The sequence below is a fragment of the Geoanaerobacter pelophilus genome (assembly GCF_018476885.1).
GTDB classification, from domain to species: domain Bacteria; phylum Desulfobacterota; class Desulfuromonadia; order Geobacterales; family DSM-12255; genus Geoanaerobacter; species Geoanaerobacter pelophilus.
On the sequence record NZ_JAHCVJ010000001.1, the window covers coordinates 900,918 to 920,389 of the forward strand.

General features: G+C 56.0%; 12 protein-coding genes. 5 read left to right on the forward strand and 7 right to left on the reverse strand.

Features of this window, described 5'->3' with window-relative positions; all coding sequences use genetic code 11:
* The first annotated feature begins 138 nt into the window (after positions 1 to 138).
* Positions 139 to 1,119 carry a cytochrome c3 family protein gene (locus KI809_RS04115; protein ID WP_214170223.1) on the forward strand — a complete coding sequence of 327 codons (981 nt, stop codon included), beginning with the start codon at positions 139 to 141 and terminating at the stop codon, positions 1,117 to 1,119.
* A gap of 50 nt (positions 1,120 to 1,169) precedes the next feature.
* Positions 1,170 to 1,925 carry a class I SAM-dependent methyltransferase gene (locus tag KI809_RS04120; protein WP_214170224.1) on the forward strand — a complete coding sequence of 252 codons (756 nt, stop codon included), beginning with the start codon at positions 1,170 to 1,172 and terminating at the stop codon, positions 1,923 to 1,925.
* Positions 1,926 to 1,953: 28 nt separating this feature from the next.
* Here the strand turns inward: KI809_RS04120 and KI809_RS04125 are convergent, their stop codons facing one another.
* From KI809_RS04125 to KI809_RS04140, 4 genes are all read right to left on the reverse strand, one after another.
* A complete protein-coding gene (locus KI809_RS04125; RefSeq protein WP_214170225.1) occupies positions 1,954 to 2,244 on the reverse strand; it encodes a Dabb family protein in 291 nt (96 codons plus the stop codon).
* Between the two features lie 14 nt (positions 2,245 to 2,258).
* Entirely contained in the window at positions 2,259 to 3,248 is a 990-nt protein-coding gene (locus KI809_RS04130; protein ID WP_214170226.1) for an NAD(P)H-quinone oxidoreductase, read from the reverse strand.
* 105 nt (positions 3,249 to 3,353) lie between these two features.
* A complete protein-coding gene (locus KI809_RS04135; protein ID WP_214170227.1) occupies positions 3,354 to 4,250 on the reverse strand; it encodes an ATP-binding protein in 897 nt (298 codons plus the stop codon).
* Between the two features lie 120 nt (positions 4,251 to 4,370).
* Positions 4,371 to 8,603 carry an RCC1 domain-containing protein gene (locus tag KI809_RS04140; RefSeq protein ID WP_214170228.1) on the reverse strand — a complete coding sequence of 1,411 codons (4,233 nt, stop codon included), beginning with the start codon at positions 8,601 to 8,603 and terminating at the stop codon, positions 4,371 to 4,373.
* Positions 8,604 to 8,941: 338 nt separating this feature from the next.
* On the opposite strand from KI809_RS04140, the gene KI809_RS04145 reads away from it, so the two are divergent.
* Complete coding sequence (locus tag KI809_RS04145) at positions 8,942 to 10,957, forward strand: molybdopterin oxidoreductase family protein (protein WP_214170229.1); 2,016 nt, start codon at positions 8,942 to 8,944, stop codon at positions 10,955 to 10,957.
* On the opposite strand, the gene KI809_RS04150 is transcribed toward KI809_RS04145, so the two are convergent.
* On the reverse strand, positions 10,958 to 11,668 hold the full coding sequence (locus KI809_RS04150) for a response regulator (protein ID WP_214170230.1): 711 nt from the start codon (positions 11,666 to 11,668) through the stop codon (positions 10,958 to 10,960).
* Between the two features lie 104 nt (positions 11,669 to 11,772).
* On the opposite strand from KI809_RS04150, the gene KI809_RS04155 reads away from it, so the two are divergent.
* Positions 11,773 to 12,843, forward strand: a complete 1,071-nt coding sequence (locus tag KI809_RS04155) for a glycosyltransferase (protein WP_214170231.1) — start codon at positions 11,773 to 11,775, stop codon at positions 12,841 to 12,843.
* Positions 12,844 to 12,907: 64 nt separating this feature from the next.
* Entirely contained in the window at positions 12,908 to 14,737 is a 1,830-nt protein-coding gene (recQ, locus tag KI809_RS04160; RefSeq protein ID WP_435052240.1) for a DNA helicase RecQ, read from the forward strand.
* A 129-nt stretch (positions 14,738 to 14,866) separates the two neighbouring features.
* On the opposite strand, the gene adeC is transcribed toward recQ, so the two are convergent.
* Both adeC and KI809_RS04170 read right to left on the reverse strand, forming a co-directional pair.
* Positions 14,867 to 16,300 (reverse strand): AdeC/AdeK/OprM family multidrug efflux complex outer membrane factor, encoded by a 1,434-nt coding sequence (adeC, locus tag KI809_RS04165; RefSeq protein WP_435052241.1) that lies wholly within the window; start codon positions 16,298 to 16,300, stop codon positions 14,867 to 14,869.
* A 1-nt stretch (position 16,301) separates the two neighbouring features.
* The gene (locus KI809_RS04170) at positions 16,302 to 19,469 is read right to left on the reverse strand and encodes an efflux RND transporter permease subunit (protein ID WP_214170232.1); all 3,168 of its coding nucleotides are present in this window, start codon (positions 19,467 to 19,469) and stop codon (positions 16,302 to 16,304) included.
* Positions 19,470 to 19,472 lie beyond the last annotated feature (3 nt).

The window sequence follows — 19,472 nt, forward strand, 5'->3', positions numbered from 1 at the left end:
CTATCCTCCGGATCTTTATTTTTATGGTGTGTCCGGCTTCATTCGGACGCTTGGTTATATAAAAGTTACATCACATAGTAGCAATAGTCTGCTGATACTATATAATTGTTCTCCATCATAAACGGAAAGGAATCCGGAATGAAGATAAATTATCGATTTCTGAATACGGCAGCAACTGCAGCAATGATTCTAATGGTTTCCCAGCTGTTTCCAGGAGCTGCGTCAGCTGCTGACAAACCATGCCACAGCTGCCACGCCAGCAAAGTAACCGGAGCAGTACCTCATCCCCCGGTGGCGGAAAAAGACTGCAAGGCCTGCCACAACTCGGAAGGGGGCAACCACCAGCGGCAAAAAGGGCTTTTCGGGGTAAAAAAACAGGGGGCCGCCCTCTGTTACGAATGTCACGACAACCTGGCCAAGGAAAAATCAGTGCATGCCCCAGTTAAGGAAGGTGATTGCACCGGGTGTCATGCGCCCCACCATTCACCGTACAAAAAACTGCTCAAGGTTGCCTTGGCTGACCTCTGTTTCGAATGCCATGAAAAGGCCAAGTTCTCTGGCAAAAAATTCCCGCACCCGCCAGTGGTGTCCGGCAGTTGCAGCGACTGTCACTTGCCGCACCAGTCACCGCTGGCAAAGCTGGTGAAAGCCGGCAAGGTACCGCTCTGCTACGAATGCCACGATGCGGAAATGGCAAAAGGGAAATCAGTGCATGCGCCGGTTGCGGAAAACGACTGTGCCGGCTGCCATGAACCCCATGGCGGCGTACTGGCTAAATTTCTGAAAGGTAATTATCCGGTTGTTCCTGAAACAGCTTTCAGCGAAGACGCCTATTCACTCTGTCTCAGCTGCCATGAAAAGAAGGCATTTACCGAGGACGAAATAAATTCGGCAACCGGTTTCCGTGACGGCAAAACCAACCTCCATGCGCTCCATGTCAAAGGGGCATCCCTCTCCTGCAGGGCCTGCCATAGTGTCCATGCCGCGCCCCAGGAAAAGCTGCTTAACAATGCGACCAAAGCCAAAAATGGCTCCGAAATACTTCTGAATGTCACGGTAACCGGTGCCGGCGGCAGTTGCAAGATGACCTGTCACTCACCGTCCAACTACAAGCGCTAGCTTTCAGGAGGCTCCGCCCCCGGAGCCTCCTTAGCTGCAGCCAGTGACTTATGTCCCCAATCCACGCGCCAGATCTTTTTTCCGATCAAGCAGCAGCCTACCATGAGTTCAGGCCGGTCTACCCACCCGCGCTTACGGCATTTTTCGCCTCGCGCTCACCAGGGCGTTCGCTGGCGTGGGATTGTGGTTGCGGCAGCGGGCAATTCTCCGCAGGTCTGGCAGGATGGTTTGACCGGGTGGTGGCGACTGATCTGAGTTTTCAGCAGATCAGGCAGGCCCCCATCAACCCGAAGATTGCTTACTTGGCATCACTGTCAGAACAAGCGCCACTGGCTGACGGATGCGCTGACCTGATTGTTGCGGCCCAGGCCCTGCACTGGTTCAATCTGGACCTGTTTTACTCGGAAGTCCGCCGGGTTGCAAAACCAGGAGGGATGGTTGCGGCAGTAAGCTATGGGCTGCTTGAGGTATCACCGGGAGTCGACCGGCTGATAAGAAAGCTACACAGCGACATTGTCGGTCAGTTCTGGCCTCCGGAGCGACGCCATGTCGATACCGGCTATGCAGAACTCGAATTCCCTTTCGAGCAGCTCGAACCACCTCGACTCACCATGAAAGAGCACTGGACCCTCAAGCGTCTGACCGGTTATCTGGGAACGTGGTCTGCAGTGAGACGCTATATAGCAGCCAACGGTTGTGATCCCCTGGAACTGATCGCCAAGGAACTGGAAGCTGCCTGGGGCGATCCCCATGTCCGGCGCACTGTGAAATGGCCCCTCACCGTGAAGGCTGGAAGAGTAGAATAAGGGCGGGATTGCCCGCCCCAGTTCTATATCAGGATTCGTAATCCGCTGCTACAACCGCCGCACTCATCGACCGCATGTACGGCGCCACATCCTCGCCATGGTATGGATAAACCTGGTAGGCCTGCAAATCCGCCATTGAATCGAATTTCGTGTATAACGCCACATCGTAGGAACGTTCCGACCGCACGACATCCACCCCTACCTCAAGATGCCTGAGCATCGGTACCTTGCCGGCCATGCTCTCCAGTTTCTCCCGAGCAGCTGCGACATTCTCGGCCGTCGGCTCCTTCAGCTTGAACAAAACTATATGGGTTATCATCAGTTCATTACTCCTTAACCGGCTATTTTCAGGACAATCTTGCCGAAATGTTTGTCTTCTTCCATCATCCGGTGCGCCTCTACCACCTGATCGAGCGGGAACACCTTCTCGATGATCGGTACTATGGTCCGGTCAGCAAACTTGGGGAGTGCCGTCCTGGTGAACTCTGCAACAATATCCCCCTTGTCCTTGACCGGGCGGGAGCGAAGTACGCTACCGATGATCTGTTGACGCTTGACCATCATCAGTGCGAGGTTGAGTTCAGCCTTGATGCCGCTAATGACGCCGATCAAGACCAGCCGCCCCGCGTAGCCGAGGGAATTCATGTTCGGCGCCAGGTACTTGGCACCGACGTGGTCGAGAATGACATCGACCCCCTTCTTATTGGTGAACTCCTTGACGGCATCGGTAAAATCAGGGGTGGTAGTGAAATCGATGACGAGATCGGCGCCGATCTCCTTGACCCGCCCCATCTTTGCCGGGCTTGCCGTGACAATGATCTTTGTCTCTGGCACCAGCGCCTTGCAGAGCTGGATTCCGGCAGTATTCACCCCGCCGCCGCCGCCGTGAATGATGACGGTATTCTTGTCCTTGAGCCCGCCGACCATGAACAGGTTAAGAAATGCCGTGATGTAGGACTCGCAGACGCAGGCAGCCTCTTCAAAGCTCATTGATTCGGGGATCCGCATCAGATGGCTCGCATAGGCAACAGCGTACTCGGCATAGGCACCACCGCCGACCAAGGTCATGACCCGCTCACCCTTCTGCCAGCCGGTAACTCCCGGGCCAAGCTCCTCAATAACACCGGCGACCTCAAGCCCGAGTATTTCGGAATCACCAGCAGGGGGTGGGTAGTTGCCGACCCGCTGGACCAGGTCCGGCCTGTTGATCGAGGTGGCATGGACCTTGACCAAAACCTGCCCCTCTCCGGCAACCGGCCTCTCGACCTCACCGACCTTCATCACCTCAACTCCGCCGAAACCATCCATCAACACTGCTCTCATAATTGTTCCCCCTTGGCTATCCGACTTTTATTATATTGGCCACATTTCATATCTAATTATTTAAGCAACAACAGGTAGATATCGCCCATTATCCCATCAGGCCCTTCAGTCCTTAACTGAAGCTTGTTGCAGCAGCGTCCTTCCGACCCAGTCGCTGGCAAACTGGTAGGCAATCCTACCACTGCGATCACCTTTTTTATGAGACCAATCCAGGGCAGCATGCCGGCTCTCGTCACCCCAGGCAACAACAATGCCGTGACGAACGCAGAGCTTATCCACCCACTGCCGGGCCACCTCCAGGTATTGGTCCTGGCTGAAAGGGTGAAACCCCACCCAGAGGCCAAAACGTCCGGATAGCGATATTTTCTCTTCGACAGCCTCTCCATGGTGGATCTCGTTGTTGACCATCATGGCACCACGATTGTCGCTTTCATACTCGGGAAGAAGGTGTCGGCGATTGGAGGTGACATAGATCAGAACATTGGGTGGAGGGGCGTAGACCGAGCCGTCTAAAGCGCTCTTAAGCATCTTGTAGCTGGATTCGCCGGTTTCGAAAGAGAGGTCGTCGGAAAATACGATGAATTTGTAAGGCTGATCCTTGATCGCGGCCACAATGTCCGGCAGATGCACGAGATCATCCTTGTCGACCTGCACCACTCTGAGGCCGTCTGTTGCGTAACGGTTCAAAAGCGCCCGCACCAGTGAGGATTTCCCGGTGCCGCGAGTGCCCCAGAGCAGAGTATTGTTAGCAGGGTAACCGGCCAGAAACTGGCGGGTGTTCTCTTCAACCGCCAGTTTCTGGCTGTCAATGCCGAGCAGGTCATCGAGCCGAATCCCTTCGATCGCCTCCAGCGGCTCCAGAAATCCGGCAAATGAGTGCCGGTGCCAGTTGGCGGCAAACGTGGATTTCCAGTCAATTTTATCAACCGGATTCGGTAGAAGCTGTTCCAGTGAACACAGAACCCTCTTGAGTTGTGCTGCCAGTTCGCGATCCAGTTCCATTGGCGCCTCACGACGGATTTATATACGAGATCTGCCCAAGATTTTATAGCAGGAAGGAGTTGGAGCGGCAAGTAAAAAGCCGTTATGAGGAGGTAAAAACCGTTTGCGAGTTATCTTAAGTCAACGAATTTCCAGGGTGTCGATGACTACGCTGCCCAGACCTACCGTAAAACTGCCGGCAATTACAGTGATAGTTCCTTCGGGCCGCGCTGCAAATGTTTCGTCGTACCCCCCTTCAATGGTTACAGCGACATCATGCTGCACAAGAGTCTCTTCAGTTAAGACAACCCCTTTCACCAGGATTTTAGCGGTTCCCGGCGATTGAATCGAATTGTAGGCGCTGGTAATGCTGGGATAACAACTACTGCCGATCATTGCATTGCATGGTAGTGGCGGGACATTGATGGTCCAGCTGTAAACAGCAGGGGTAAGGTCGAGATTGCCCGCTGTATCTATGGCCCTTACCTGCAAGACATGAAGACCGTTGGCAAGCCCGCTGAAACTGTAGGGATTGCTGCAAGATGCAAAGGCACCGCCATTCAGACTGCACTCGTATCTCACCCCGGCCTCAGTCGCCGAGAAGGTGAAACTCCCGGAATTCTCGACGCTGGTCAGAGGGGGGGCGGAGATAATACTCGTATCTGGCCAGACCGTATCGATCGTCCAGCTTACCACCGCCGGGCTCTGGTCCAGGTTGCCGGCAAGGTCTTTCGCTCGGACCTGGAACTGATGGGTGCCGTTGCTCAGGCCGCTGAAAAAATAAGGAGAGGTGCAGCTTGTGAATGCGGCATTGTCGAGCGAGCATTCGTAGGTAGAACCTGACTCGTTCGAGGTGAAGCCGATCCCGCCGGACACCTTGTTGGATGGGTTTACCGGCTGGGCCGTAACCGTGGTATTCGGCGGGGTGATGTCGATTGTCCACGAACATCCGAGCAGACTGTTGTCGACATTCCCCGCCGGGTCGATTGCCCGGACCATGAATACGTGCGAACCACCCGACAGGTTGCTGAAGCTGTAGGGTGATGTACATGGCCCGTACTGGCCCGAATCCAGCTTGCATTGGAACGTCGATCCCGCTTCACTTGAGATAAAGCTGATAGTGCCTGAGGTCTGATTGACCGGAGACTTGGGTTTGTCAGTGATATAGGTAACCGGAGCGGTTGTGTCGATGATCCAGGAATAGCTTGCCGGAGACGGATCAATGTTTCCGGCAAGGTCTATGGATCGGGCCTGTAAGGTGTGACTGCCGGCGGTCAGACCGCTGAAGGAGAAAGGATTGCTGCAGCCGCTCCAGTTAGCACTGTCCAGTTGACATTCGAATGTTGCCCCGGCCTCGGTAGCAGCAAAAGTGAAGCTACCGCCGGTGCTATTGGATTGCGTCGGCGGAGTGACGGCAAACGAGGTATCAGCCGGGACTGTGTCCACAGTCCAGCTCCACACCGGCGGGTTTGCTGTCCTGTCTCCGGCAGCATCCACCCCCCTTACGGAAAAACTATGCACGGCATCGGTAAGGGCACTGTAGCTTTGAGGACTGGCACAGGCGGACCATTCGCTGTTATCCAGTCTACATTCAAAGGTGGCACCCGGATCGTCCGAATAAAAAATAAACTCGGCCGACACCTGATTTGTCGTGGTTGCCGGCTTTCCGGAAATTACTGCCGACGGGGTCCTGGCAAATTCAACGGATACGGAACGCATGGAGCTTACAGTAACAGTGCAAGCCGCGCCGACGACCGAGCCGCACCCTGTCCAGGACCTGAAAACCGAACTATCATCGGCCATGGCGGTTACCGTGACGATAGTGCCATCGACAAATGACTGGCTGCAATTGGTGGAGCAACCGATCCCCGGAGGTGACGGCAACACGGTTACCCTTCCGCCGCCTGTCCCTCCGAGCTGGATCGTGAGAGGGAAGTAGTGCAAAACTGAGTATGCCTGCCTCTGCACAGCACTGACATTGCCGGCCAAGTCTGTTGCGATAAATGCAATGGTGCCGTTGTCGACGAGATTCAGCGGGCTGAGGTAAAGCTCGGTGCTGCCGGATACCGGAAAGGTCGGAGATGTGCCGTCAAGGGTATAATAGAGAGCAGTACAGCCGGTTCCGGTATCACTGCAGCCGAGCGTAACGGAAACGCTCTCGGCGAAGGCTCCGCCACCGGGGGTCGCGCTGGCAACGGGCGCCACGCTATCCAGATTGATCAATGAGTTATGGGGAAGCATGCTGCCATTACCGTCACCTACCTGGCCGTAGAGATTGTCACCCCATCCCCAGACCGTACCGTCACCCAAAACGGCAACTGTATTGAAATACCCGGCTGAGATAGCCGCAACTCCGGAAAGCGAGCTCAACGTCACCGGCACCAAGCTACCGGTAAAAGTGCCGTTGCCAAGCTGTCCTTCCGCGTTTTCTCCCCACAACCAGATAGTTCCGTCACTTTTGATGGCAACGGAATGGTAACCGCCACCATTGATGACAACCACGTTGGTAAGTCCGCTCACGTCACCGGGAGCAAGTCGTCCGGTCTGTGTGCCGTCACCAAGCTGCCCATAGGTGTTGTCACCCCATGTCTTGAGAACTCCTCCACTCAAAATTGCCAAGGTATGGTAGCACCCTGCAGCAATCGCACTGACTCCAGAAATACCGGAAACCTGGACAGGGGTATGCCGGTCAATCGTTGTCCCATCCCCCAACTGGCCGGAGTTATTATACCCCCATGCCCAGACGGTACCGTCGTTTTTGAGCGCAACGGTGTGGTAACTGCCGGCGGCAATGGCAACCACCCCTTCAAGACCGCTGACCGGCACCGGGGTGTTTCTGTCAGTCGTGGTCCCGTCGCCGAGCTGGCCATAATAGTTATCGCCCCACACCCAGACCGTACCGTCACTCTTAAGCGCCACTGAATGATCACATCCGGTTGCCACTGCGATAACCCCTGACAGGCCGGAGACCTGCACCGGGGAGATTCTGTCTGTCAAGGTACCATCGCCAAGCTGGCCATTGATATTGTATCCCCAGGAGAAAACCGTACCATCACCCTTCAGGGCAACGGTATGGTAGCCGCCGGCAGCAACGGCAGTGAACGCGGTAAGCCCGGACAACTTTGCAGGGATACTCTTCATGGCTGTTGTGCCGTCACCGAGTTCCCCTTCGGAATTCCGTCCCCATGCCCAGACCGAACCGTCACTTGCTATAGCGGACGAGTGATAATGGCCGACAGATAAAGACAGCGGCCCATTCAATCCGTTAATCCGGACTGGAACAGTCTGTTGACCAAAAGTGCCGTCACCCAGCCGTCCATAGCCATTGTTGCCCCAGGCTACCACCTGCCCGTTGTGCTTCATGGCAACGGAATGGCCATAGCCGCCGGCAAGCAATCTTGCCCCGCTAAGGCCGGATACCGGCACGGCCAGTCTCCGGTCCTGGGTGCTGCCGTCGCCAAGCTGGCCATAGGTATTCCACCCCCACCCCTGGACGGTTCCGTCTGCCATAATGGCCAGAGAATGGCTATACCCGGCAGTAACCTTTAGCACGCCGCTCAGAACGGAAACCGCTACCGGCGTGCTCCTGTTACTGACCGTACCATCGCCCAGCTGACCATTGAAATTGTATCCCCATGCCTTGACAGTGCCGTCTTGCATAAGTGCAAGCGAATGGTAGCCGCCGGCAGCAATGGCAACCACCTGTGAAAGCCCGCTCACCTGTACCGGCAAGCTACTATTGACAACGCCGCCATCCCCCAACTGGCCGTAGCCGTTGGCGCCCCATGCCCAGACCGTGCCATCTGATTTCAAGGCGAGACAATGCATATCACCTGAGGCAATGGCCGTCACCCCCGTAAGCCCGCTTACTTTGACTGGGGAGGTATTCATCTCCGAAAAAGATCCAATCCCCAGCTCACCTTCGAGGTTTCTCCCCCATGCCCAGACCGTGCCGTCATTTTTAAGGGCCACGGTATGGGCATAGCCGCCACCTGCCGCAATCATTCCGGTAAGCCCGGTCACCTGCACCGGGGTGTTTCTCTGCGTGGTAGAACCGTTGCCAAGCCGGCCGCTACCGTTGTTGCCCCATGCCCAGACCGTGCCGTTCCCTTTTACAGCAATGGTATGAAACCCGCCGGTGGCAATACCGACTACTCCGGTCAACTGGCTGACCGGAACCGGAGAACTCCGGTCCAGATAGGTGCCATCCCCCAGTTGCCCGTTGACATTATCCCCCCAGGTCCACACCGTACCGTCACTTTTCAATGTTGCCGTGTGATACTTGCCGGCAGCAATATCCGGTGGAGTTTCAGCTCTGGCACTGAAAGAGAATCCCAAGGTCAGGCATAATGTCACCAGAATACTGGCAATCACAGTCCCCCCTAATACATTCGAACTCATTGTCAGATATTTAATGGGCATTTCCATTGGGTTACCAAAATAGTATTAAACAGGTACAGCACGTTAAGCCATTAACCACCATTAATGCAATATCCACTCCGATACACAACAGACTGATTTTAAAGGTAAATCCATGTATATTTTTGCTATACACGCTAAGAAAATGACGTTTTCTAACGGCTTTTACAATGGAAATTCGCAATATATTGACACGATGCTTTATGCGTGAAATTATTTATCTGCTACGGAAAAACAGGGCCTCTTTGCCTTGTTTTAATCGGCGTTTCAAGCTCGTAACTGGAGGGATACCAATGCCCAGCACCATAGTACGATCTGCCTGCCCTTACGATTGTCCCGATACCTGCGGAATCCTCGCCACCATTGAAAACGGGCAGGTAATTGCGGTTTCTGGCGACCCTGATCACCCCTACAGCAAGGGAACGCTTTGCGCCAAAATGAATAATTATGAGCGCACCGTGCACTCACCGGATCGCTTGACCACTCCCCTTGTCCGCTCCGGCCCCAAGGGAAGCGGGCAATTCCGGCCGATTTCCTGGGATGAGGCGATTGCCATGATCGCTGAAAAATGGCGAGGAATTATCGCCGCCCATGGAGCAGAAGCCATACTCCCCTATTCCTATGCCGGTACCATGGGGATTATCCAGAGAAACAGCGGCCACTCGTTTTTCCACCGCCTCGGTGCCAGCAGGCTTGACAGAACTATCTGCTCTCCGGCCAAAGACGAGGGATGGCGAGCGGTCATGGGCAATACGCCGGCTGTTGATCCAGACAGCATAACTGAGAGCGACCTGGTGATCCTGTGGGGGATCGATGCCGCCGCCACCAGCGTGCATTTCCTTCACCGGGCGGCACAGGCAAAGAAACGAGGCGCAAAGCTCTTGGTGATCGACACCTATCTAACCCGAACTGCAGCAGCCGCTGACCACGCATTTCTGGTTCGTCCCGGCTCCGACGGGGCATTGGCCTTGGGAATCATGCATATTCTCGACAGAGACAATCGCATCGACCGGGATTTCATAAAAGACAACGTACAGGGCTTTCCGGAACTGGCCAGCCATATCCTACCCGAATACTCGCCAGACAAGGTCAGCGCCCTCACTGGCATTAGTGTCCGGGAGATAGAGCAACTTGCAGCAACATATGGGCAGGCAAATGCTCCGCTCATAAGGCTTGGTAGTGGCTTGTCCCGTTATGGCAACGGGGCCATGACCATCAGAACCATCGCCTGCCTGCCGGCATTGACCGGAGCTTACGCCAAGCCCGGCGGAGGCTGTTTCGGCGGCACCGCCACTTCCGGCGCCTTTGCCATGAACGAGATCACCAGGGAAGATTTCATGGCCCGGCCAACCAGGATTGTGAACATGAACCGGTTGGGAGAGGCCTTGAACAATCTTTCCGATCCGCCGGTTATGTCGCTCTATGTCTATCACTCCAACCCTGCGGCAATCACCCCTGACCAAAACAGTGTCATAAAAGGCCTTAGCCGTGAAGAGCTCTTTACTGTGGTGCATGAGCGGTTCTTGACCGACACTGCCCGATATGCCGATCTGGTGCTTCCGGCAACCTCTTCCATGGAACATAGCGATATCTACCGATCATACGGGAGTTACTGCATCCAGCGAGCAATAGCGGCAATTCCCCCGGTCGGCGCAAGCAAATCCAACTGGGAGGTCTTTGCCCTGCTAGCCGGGGAACTGGGATTTGAGCAATCATTTTTTCGGCAGAGCACCGACGAACTTATCGATAAAGTCATGTCCGGCGATTCCCCCTGGACGAACAACATCGAGACAGGCATCATCAATTCCGGCAAAGGAGTTCGCCTCACCGTGCCCAGCGACCCATCTCGCCCTTATCTGACCCCTTCCGGCAAAATCGAACTGCTGAACCCAACCCTTGCCAATCCGTTGCCACACTACTTGCCTCCCCATGCAGCAGAAGATCCGGGGCAGTTCTGGCTCATGACAGCTCCGGCCTTTTATGGCCTGAACTCTTCATTTTTCGAGCGCGAAGAACTGCGCAGCAAGCAGGGGGGGATGCGGATCATCATCAATCCCCAAGATGCAGCCGATCTCGGGATTAGTGACGGTTCCGTCGTCACAGCATGGAATTCGTACGGTGAAGTCGATTTCATTCTGGGGCTGAGCGAAAAGGTGCCAAGCAGTATTGCAGTGACTGAAGGGGCCTGGTGGATCGCTCATTCTCCGGGGAGGAGAACGGTAAATGCCCTTACTTCGCAGCGACTTACGGACATGGGTCGGGGGAGCACCTTCTACGACAACCGGGTTGATATCAGGGGGAAGACCTGATCAACCATTCTTGATGTGTTGACCTTCCACATAACTCTTGATCTCTTTTATGGCATCAGTATCGATTTCGGTGAACTCAACACCGAATCCGGACGGAAGCTTCGGTTTGCTCCTGGGGTTGCCGCTATTGTCCCAGGCGACACGCCCTTTTGCCTTGATCTTGAGACCGCTTCCAGGGAGGGTAAAAGAGATTTGCAGCTCATGGTCGGTTTTCGGTTTGTTCTCAGCAGCAATGTACAGGCCACCGACACTTATATCCGAACAGCTGGCGCTGCCGATCACAACTCCGTTTACCAGGGCAACCTCGGCCATGCAGGAGACTCGCGGCTCTCGGCGGTCTATTGCCGGAACAAAGCTGCGCCCTTTTGCGAGAAAAAGCCGGCGATCAATCGGCTTGGTGAGATAGTCGTCGCAACCTGCTTCGCGACAGCGCAGTTCGTCAACCTGACTACCGGCAGTGGTCACCATTATCACCGGAATGGAGCGCAGTTCGGGGTCTGCCTTGAGGATGGCACAGCAGCTTTTACCGTCCATCTTCGGCATGTTCAGGTCCATGTAAATGAGGTCCGGATGTTCTTTTCTGGCGATCTCCAGTGCTTCTTCGCCATTGCCGGCGGTCAATACGCGAACCGAGGAATGCTTTAGGAAATTCTTTTCCAGCTCAAGAAGCAGCTTGACGTCATCAACGAGAAGAACTTTGGGAACAGACATGTTGCTTGCCTCCATGAGCGGCGAAACCGGAATTAAGGCAGACTACCAGTACTTTTCTATCGGCCCGGCCGGAAAAAAGTTTAGGATTTTATCAGGGAACCACCATGACAGACCAAAGAACGCAACCAGAACTGTCCATTATCGTTCCTACGCTCGACGAGAGAGGTACAATTGCCGAGCTGTTGGCCATGATAGCAAGACAGCAAGAGGTCGATTTCGAGGTCATCATCAGTGACGGCGGCTCCACTGACGGTACTGCCGATTGGGCAGCGGAAATAGCATCTCAGTACCGCATCCCGCTGAAGCTGGTCGCCGGCGGTAAGGGGCGCGGCGCCCAGTTGAATGAAGGCGTTGCCGCGAGCAGCGGGTCGTATCTCCTGTTCCTGCATGCTGACTCCAGCTTCGAAGACCGGTTTGCGCTGCGAAAAGGGGTCGACACCGTTGCCCACTGCCAGGACAAAGCCATTGCCGCAAAATTCGCCCTCAGATTTGCCAAGGGAGCCGCCTCTCCCTCCCTTGGCTACTATTATTACGAAACAAAAGGTCGACTGCTGCGCCCGGAATGCAGCCACGGCGACCAGGGGTTGATAATGTCCAGGGACTGCTTTGCGCTGCTGGGTCCTTGTGAAGTATTCCCTGCGATGCTTGCAGAAACCCGCCTAGCAGACAAGATCCGGCACAACGGCAGGCTGCTCCTGATCCCGGCCGAGATCTTCACCTCAGCACGGCGCTTCGAAAGCGAAGGTTTGCCTCAGAGGCAAACGGTCAACGCGATCCTGCTGAACTGCGCCAACCAGGGTTGGGATGCCCCATTCCTGGCCATAGCCGAGCTGTACCGAAGCCAGTCGTGTACCGGGAAGCTGCAGCTCTACCCGCTGTTTGCATCGATCAGAAAGCTCATCTCGTCACTTCCGCCCCATGAGCGATACCGCTTCTGGAAAGACACCGGCTCGTATGTGCGTTACAACGCCTGGCAGATCGCGTTTTTTCTTGATGTCCGGCGGAATTTCAAAAAAGGAGGGCCCCCCAGCCAAGGCTCAACCCCGATTCTCGACCGGTACGATCGGTTTATCGCTCCAATACTGGACAACCAGTTCTTCAACCTGCTGGCAACCGTTCTGACCTGGGCCTGGTTCAACCTCACCAGGCTGCAGTCTCTGGTGTTCCGAAGCTGATCCGGGCTTGCCGCCGCTCAAATGCCGGTGGCGCCTGGGCAGTCCTTCTGCTAGGATGCTCTCTATGTCGCCCAAAATAGCTAAAAATTCAGGTTCAATGGACTGCCTGCCTTTACATACCCTGCAGACCGTCTTCGGCTTCCATGCCTTCCGCCCCTTTCAGGAGGAGATAATCAACCGCCTCATGGCTGGTGATGACTCCTTTGTCCTTATGCCCACCGGCGGCGGCAAGTCCCTCTGCTACCAGATACCGGCCCTGCACCGGCATGGGGTCGCGATCGTCGTCTCGCCTCTCATCTCGTTGATGAAGGACCAAGTTGACGCCCTGCGGGAGAATGGCGTGGCAGCAGCAGCCTACAACTCCTCCCTGGGCGAGCGCGACTCCCGGCAGTTGCTGGCCCGCCTCCACGCCGGCGAACTGGACCTCCTCTATGTAGCGCCGGAACGGCTCATGAACGACAGCTTCCTGGAGCGGCTGCGGGAGATCCCAGTTGCCCTCTTTGCCATTGACGAGGCCCACTGTGTCTCCCAGTGGGGCCATGACTTCCGTCCTGAGTATGTGGCGCTGGGGCGGCTACGGGGAATCTTCCCCGGAATACCACTGATCGCCCTAACCGCCACTGCCGACCATCAGACCCGCAACGATATCATGGAACGCCTGGGGCTCGCGGATGCGCAGGTTTACATTACCGGCTTCGACCGCCCCAACATCCGTTACACAGTGATGGAAAAACGCAAACCTTTTCAGCAACTGCAAGAGTTCCTGGGGACAAGGCCTGATGAGGCAGGGATCGTCTACGCCCTTTCCCGCAAACGGGTGGAGGAAGTGGCCAGCAAACTCAGAGAGCTTGGGATTGAAGCAGCACCCTATCACGCCGGGCTTGCAGATCGGGAGCGCAGCCGGGTCCAGGAGGCGTTCCTGAGGGATGACATCCGCGTGGTGGTGGCAACCGTCGCCTTCGGCATGGGGATTGACAAGCCCAACGTCCGCTTCGTGGTCCACTATGACCTGCCGAAAAATATCGAGAGTTACTACCAGGAAACAGGCCGAGCCGGTCGCGATGGCTTGCCGGCCGAAGCGCTGCTCCTATTCGGCTACGGAGATATCCCCATCAGCCGCTCCCTGATAGAATCAGGGACCAACCCGGAGCAGGTGCGGATAGAGCTGCACAAACTGAGCGCCATGATCGGCTTTGCCGAGGCCGGGAGCTGCCGCAGGGGAGCTCTGCTCGGCTACTTCGGCCAACGGCTTGAGGAACCCTGCGGCAACTGCGATCTCTGCCTTGACCCGCCCGACAGCTTCGATGCCACCGAAGAGGCGCGCAAAGCACTTTCCTGTGTTTACCGGGTAGGACAGCGATTCGGCGCCGGCCACGTGATCGACGTACTCCGGGGCTCAAAGAACGAGCGAATCCGACAACTGGGTCACGACCGCCTCTCCACTTACGGCATCGGTGCCCACCTCGCCGCGGAGGCATGGGGGAGCATCATTCGCCAGTTGATCCACCGAGGCTACCTGCAGCAGGATCTGGCCAACTTCTCGGTACTGAAGCTGACCCCTTCAGCCCTGCCGCTGCTGCGGGGAGAGGAGCGGCTCGTCCTGGCAAAGCCGCGGATCAAAGTGGCTGAGGCAAAGAAGGAACCGCGCCGCCGCGGGACGGTTCTCAACATGGAGTACAACGAAGACCTCTTTCAGTCGTTGCGCGCCCTGCGCAAGCGGCTGGCTGACGAACAGAATGTCCCGCCTTATGTCATTTTCAGCGACGCCACCCTGGCGGAGATGGCGGCGCTTCGCCCCCTCGACAGTGAAGCGCTGCTCAAGGTCAACGGCGTAGGGGTGCAGAAACTCGGGCGCTACGGCGCCGCCTTCCTTGAGGTCATCCGGCAGGATTGACAGTACTGCCAGCCGGCCCAAGCAGGTAAGCAAGACGTACAAAGGCCCACCAGAGTAATCTGGCGGGCCTTTGTCGTTATGTCTTTTTGCATGTCTGTCATCCCACCAAAGGGCAAATCGATAACTAGGCTACTTTGTGCCGCCGCCAAGTACCTTGTAGATGGTCACCAGGTTTGCTAGTCTGGCAAGTCTCACAGAAATAAGGTTCTGTTGGGCACCGTAAAGAGAGCGTTGGGAATCCAGTACCGGCAGGTAACTGTCCACCCCTTTATCGAACCGTGCCTGCGACAGTCGAAAGCTCTCGGCAGAGGCATCGGTCAGAGACTGCTGCGCCAATAGCTGTTCGTCGATAGTCCCCCGCTGGGCCAGAGCATCGGCCACTTCACGAAAAGCGCTCTGAATCGCCTTTTCATAGCGGGCCACGGCGATCTTCTGATCAACCTCGGCCACGGTCAAATTGGCCTTGTTACTGCCGCCGTCAAAGATCGGCAGGGTAATTTGCGGAGCGAATTTCCAGGCAAAAGAACCTGACTTGAAAAGCCCGGCCAATTCGTCACTGCCGAAGCCAACGCTGGAAACAAGGGTAATCTTCGGAAAAAATGCCGCCCGTGCCGCGCCGATGTTGGCGTTAGCCCCTTTGAGATCACCCTCGGCCTGGAGGATGTCGGGACGGCTCAGCAGGACATCGGACGGCAATCCAGGGGTGATATCCTTGAGCGATGCCAGCGTTTCGGAAAGATTAGACGGCAACAGTTCGGGTGGCACCTGAGAGCCGACCACCAGGCTCAGGGCGTTTTCATCCTGAGCCACTAGAGTCGTATAGCGGGCGATATCGACCCTGGCTGTATCGACGATGGTCTGGGCCTGATACAGAGCAAGGGCTGAAGAAACACCAGCATCGAAGCGACTCTTGGTAAGCTTGTAGGAATCCAGTTGGTTCGTCAGTGTTTCTTTGGCGATTTTCAGTCGCTCCCGGTCGGCGGCCAAAGCTAGGTAACCGGCAGCAACCTGGGAAACCAGGCTGATCTGGACACTGCGCTGGGCCTGCTCGGTACTGAGATACTGCTCCAGAGCCTGATCCTTGAGGCTTTGCACCCGGCCAAACAGATCAAGCTCGTAGGAACTCACCCCGAGCCCGACATTGTACTGCTCAACGGTCGTGGCCCGGCCCGATGCCGACAGATCCTCGGCAATCCTCTGGAAACTGGCACTGGCAGAGGCATCTACCTTGGGCAGGAGATCGGCGCGTCGTATCTGGTAAAGGGCGCGGGAGCGCTCAATATTGAGCGCAGCCACCCGCAGGTCACGGTTGTTTTCCAGAGCCAGGGCGATCAGCTTGCGGAGCTGGCTGTCAACAAAGAACTCCTGCCAGGGGATCTCGGCAACCGGCTTATCAGCAGGCTTGGCAGTTTCAGCCTTGTATGAAGCGCCGCTGGGCCAAACTGCCGGCACCGGTGCCGCCGGCTGGCTGTATTTCGGGGCCATGGTGGTACAGCCGCTCAAGGAGAGCATCGCCCCGAGGGAGAAACATAAAACTGTTGTCATCTGTCGCATCTGTTTCATGTCAATGTCCCTCCGTAGCATTGGCTGCAGCAGGTTCTCCAGGGTGTGGTTTGTATTTTTTCCGGCCGAACAGCCGCGACACCAACACGAAGAAAAACGGAATAAAAATCAGGTCAATGAATGTAGCCGAAAGCAGACCACCGGTAACGGCGGTACCGATGGCATTCTGAGCCGAAGCGCCCGCGCCTTTGGTAAGTGCCAACGGCAGCGTGCCGAAGAAGAAGGCCAGCGAAGTCATGATAACCGGCCGCAGCCTGATCTTCACCGCCGCCAGGGTGGCGTCAACCAGCTCATGACCCTGGTGCAGCTGATCCTTGATGAACTGAATGATCAGGATGGCGTTCTTGGTAGAAAGCCCCACGGTGGTCAGCAGGCCGATCTGGAGATAGATGTCGTTGGGGAAGACCCTCAGCTTTACCGCCGTCACCGCCCCCACCAAGCCAAGCGGCAGCATCAGCAGGTTGACGAAGGGGATGGTCCAGCTCTCATAAAGCGCTGCCACAGAGAGGAACACTACCAGCAGCGAGATAGCGTACAGTGCCGGGGCCTGGGCACCGGCGTTCTTTTCCTCGTAGGAAAGCCCGGTCCATTCATAGCCGATTCCCGGCGGCAGTTGTGCCACCATCTTTTCCATCTCGGCCATCGCTTCGCCGGTGCTTATCCCTTGGGCTGCCTGGCCCAAAACCTCAACGGCAGGAATCCCGTTGTAACGTTCCAGACGGGGCGAGCCATACTGCCATCGAGCAGTGGCAAAGGCGGAAAACGGCACCATCTCCCCCTGTTTGTTGCTGACATACCAGCGGTTGATGTCCTCAGGCACCATTCGGAATTTGGCGTCGGACTGAAGGTAGACCTTCTTGACCCGACCGTTCTGGATGAAGTCATTGACATAGGTACTACCCCAGGCTGTGGCAAGGACACTGTTGATATCTGCCTGGGATATGCCCAAAGCACCGGCCCGCACATCATCGATGTCGAGCTTGAACTGGGGCGAATCGTCCTGACCATTGGGGCGTACCGCCATCAACTTCGGATTCTTCATCGCCATACCTAACAGCTGATTGCGCGCCTCCATCAACTTGTCATGTCCCAGGCCGCCGCGATCCTGAAGCTGAAGATCGAAGCCGTTGGCCACGCCAAGCTCAAGTACGGCCGGCGGTGAAAAAGCAAAGGCGAGGCCGTCCCTGAACTTGGAAAATGCCCCCATGGCCCTGCCAGCAATGGCGGCGGCCTTCATATCCTTGCTCTTACGAACATCCCAGTGCTTGAGCCTGACAAAGGCCAGCCCCATGTTCTGGCCCCGTCCGGCAAAGCTGAATCCGGCCACGGTAATGACCCCTTCTACCGCCTTTTTCTCCTTTTCCAGGAAGTGTTGTTCCAACTGCCGTATCACCTGGATGGTACGTTCCTGGGTGGCGCCGGCCGGTAACTGGACCTGGCAGATAATGAAGCCCTGGTCCTCGTCCGGCAAGAACGAGGTAGGGAGATGCATGAAGAAGAATATCATGACACCGACTATGGCAGCATAGACCACCAGATAGCGCACCGGCTTGCCAAAGGAACGACCGACAATCCCCTCATACTTCATCCTGCAGAAGTCAAACAGCTTGTTGAACCAGCGGAAAAATTGACAAAACCAGCCGCACTCGCCCGGGGTATGCCCTTTTTCAACAGGCTTGAGCAGCGTTGCGCACAGTGCCGGAGTAAGAATCATTGCCACCAGCACCGAAAGGATCATGGCGGAGATGATGGTGATGGAGAACTGGCGGTAGATGACACCGGTGGAGCCGGGGAAGAAAGCCATGGGAAGAAAAACTGCCGTCAAAACTGTGGCAATACCCCACAAGGCGCTGGTGATCTGCCCCATGGATTTGATGGTGGCATCATGGGGCGACAACCCTTCCTCGGTCATGATCCGTTCGACGTTTTCGACGACAACAATAGCGTCGTCCACCAGCAGGCCGATGACGATAACCAAGGCAAACATGGTCAAGGTGTTGATGGAGAAGCCGCAGGCTGCCAAAACGCCCATGGTGCCGAGGAGTACCACTGGCACCGCGATGGTGGGAATCAAGGTGGCGCGGATGTTCTGCAAAAAGAGGAACATGATGATAAAGACCAAGAAGACCGCTTCGATCAGGGTCTGAACCACCTCTTCAATGGAGATCTTGACGAACGGGGTGGTGTCATAAGGATAGACCACCTTCATGCCGGGCGGCATGTATTTCTCCAGCTCCGCCATCTTGGCCTTGACCCGGTTGCCGGTCTCCAGGGCGTTGGCCCCGGCCGCCAGACGAATCGCCATACCACCTAATGGTTTGCCGTTGTAGTATGATTGAACTTCGTAGTTCTCGGTGCCGATCTTACTTTCGGCCACATCCTTGAGCTTAACGGTTGAGCCGTCTGGATTGGTGCGCAGCACAATGGCATCGAACTGTTCCGGAGACTGGAGCAGAGACCGGGCGTTGATCGTGGCATTGAGCTGCTGCCCCTGATTGGCTGGTACGGCACCGAACTGTCCGGCCGAAACCTGGACGTTCTGGGACTGCAGCGCAGCGGTGACATCGTTGGAGGTCATATGATAGTTATTCAGCTTGGTCGGGTTCAACCAGATACGCATGGCGTTCTGGGTGCCAAACAGCAGCAACTCCCCTACCCCCTCCAGGCGACTGACAATGTCTTGGAGGTTTGAAACCATGTAATCAGTCAAGGCGTTGCGGTCCATGGAACCGTCTTCCGAGACAAGACCCACGATTAACAGGAAGTTCCTGGTGGACTTTACCACCTGAATCCCCGAACGCTGGACAATTTGCGGAAGGAGTGGCACGGCCAGCTGCAGCTTGTTCTGCACCTGTACCTGGGCAATATTGGGATCCGTACCGGCCTTGAAGGTCAAGGTAATCGATACCGCTCCTGCCGAGTCACTGGTAGAAGACATATAGATCAGATTGTCAATGCCGTTCAGTTTCTGTTCGATAATCTGGGTAACCGTATCCTGTACGGTCTGGGCCGAGGCGCCCGGATACACGGCGTTGATGGCAATCTGCGGCGGCGCAATCGGCGGATACTGTGATACCGGCAGTTTCTTGATCGCCAGCAGACCGGCCAGCATGACCATTATGGCGATAACCCAGGCGAAGATCGGTCTGTTTATAAAAAAGCGAGGCATGAA

Coding starts and splice junctions, on each gene's coding strand:
- KI809_RS04130 (WP_214170226.1), bottom strand. CDS start 3,248: ATGAGAGCAGTGTTGATGGATGGTTTCGGCGGAGTTGAGGTGATGAAG.
- adeC (WP_435052241.1), bottom strand. CDS start 16,300: ATGAAACAGATGCGACAGATGACAACAGTTTTATGTTTCTCCCTCGGG.
- KI809_RS04135 (WP_214170227.1), bottom strand. CDS start 4,250: ATGGAACTGGATCGCGAACTGGCAGCACAACTCAAGAGGGTTCTGTGT.
- KI809_RS04125 (WP_214170225.1), bottom strand. CDS start 2,244: ATGATAACCCATATAGTTTTGTTCAAGCTGAAGGAGCCGACGGCCGAG.
- KI809_RS04115 (WP_214170223.1), top strand. CDS start 139: ATGAAGATAAATTATCGATTTCTGAATACGGCAGCAACTGCAGCAATG.
- KI809_RS04170 (WP_214170232.1), bottom strand. CDS start 19,469: ATGCCTCGCTTTTTTATAAACAGACCGATCTTCGCCTGGGTTATCGCC.
- recQ (WP_435052240.1), top strand. CDS start 12,908: ATGTCGCCCAAAATAGCTAAAAATTCAGGTTCAATGGACTGCCTGCCT.
- KI809_RS04150 (WP_214170230.1), bottom strand. CDS start 11,668: ATGTCTGTTCCCAAAGTTCTTCTCGTTGATGACGTCAAGCTGCTTCTT.
- KI809_RS04145 (WP_214170229.1), top strand. CDS start 8,942: ATGCCCAGCACCATAGTACGATCTGCCTGCCCTTACGATTGTCCCGAT.
- KI809_RS04155 (WP_214170231.1), top strand. CDS start 11,773: ATGACAGACCAAAGAACGCAACCAGAACTGTCCATTATCGTTCCTACG.
- KI809_RS04120 (WP_214170224.1), top strand. CDS start 1,170: ATGTCCCCAATCCACGCGCCAGATCTTTTTTCCGATCAAGCAGCAGCC.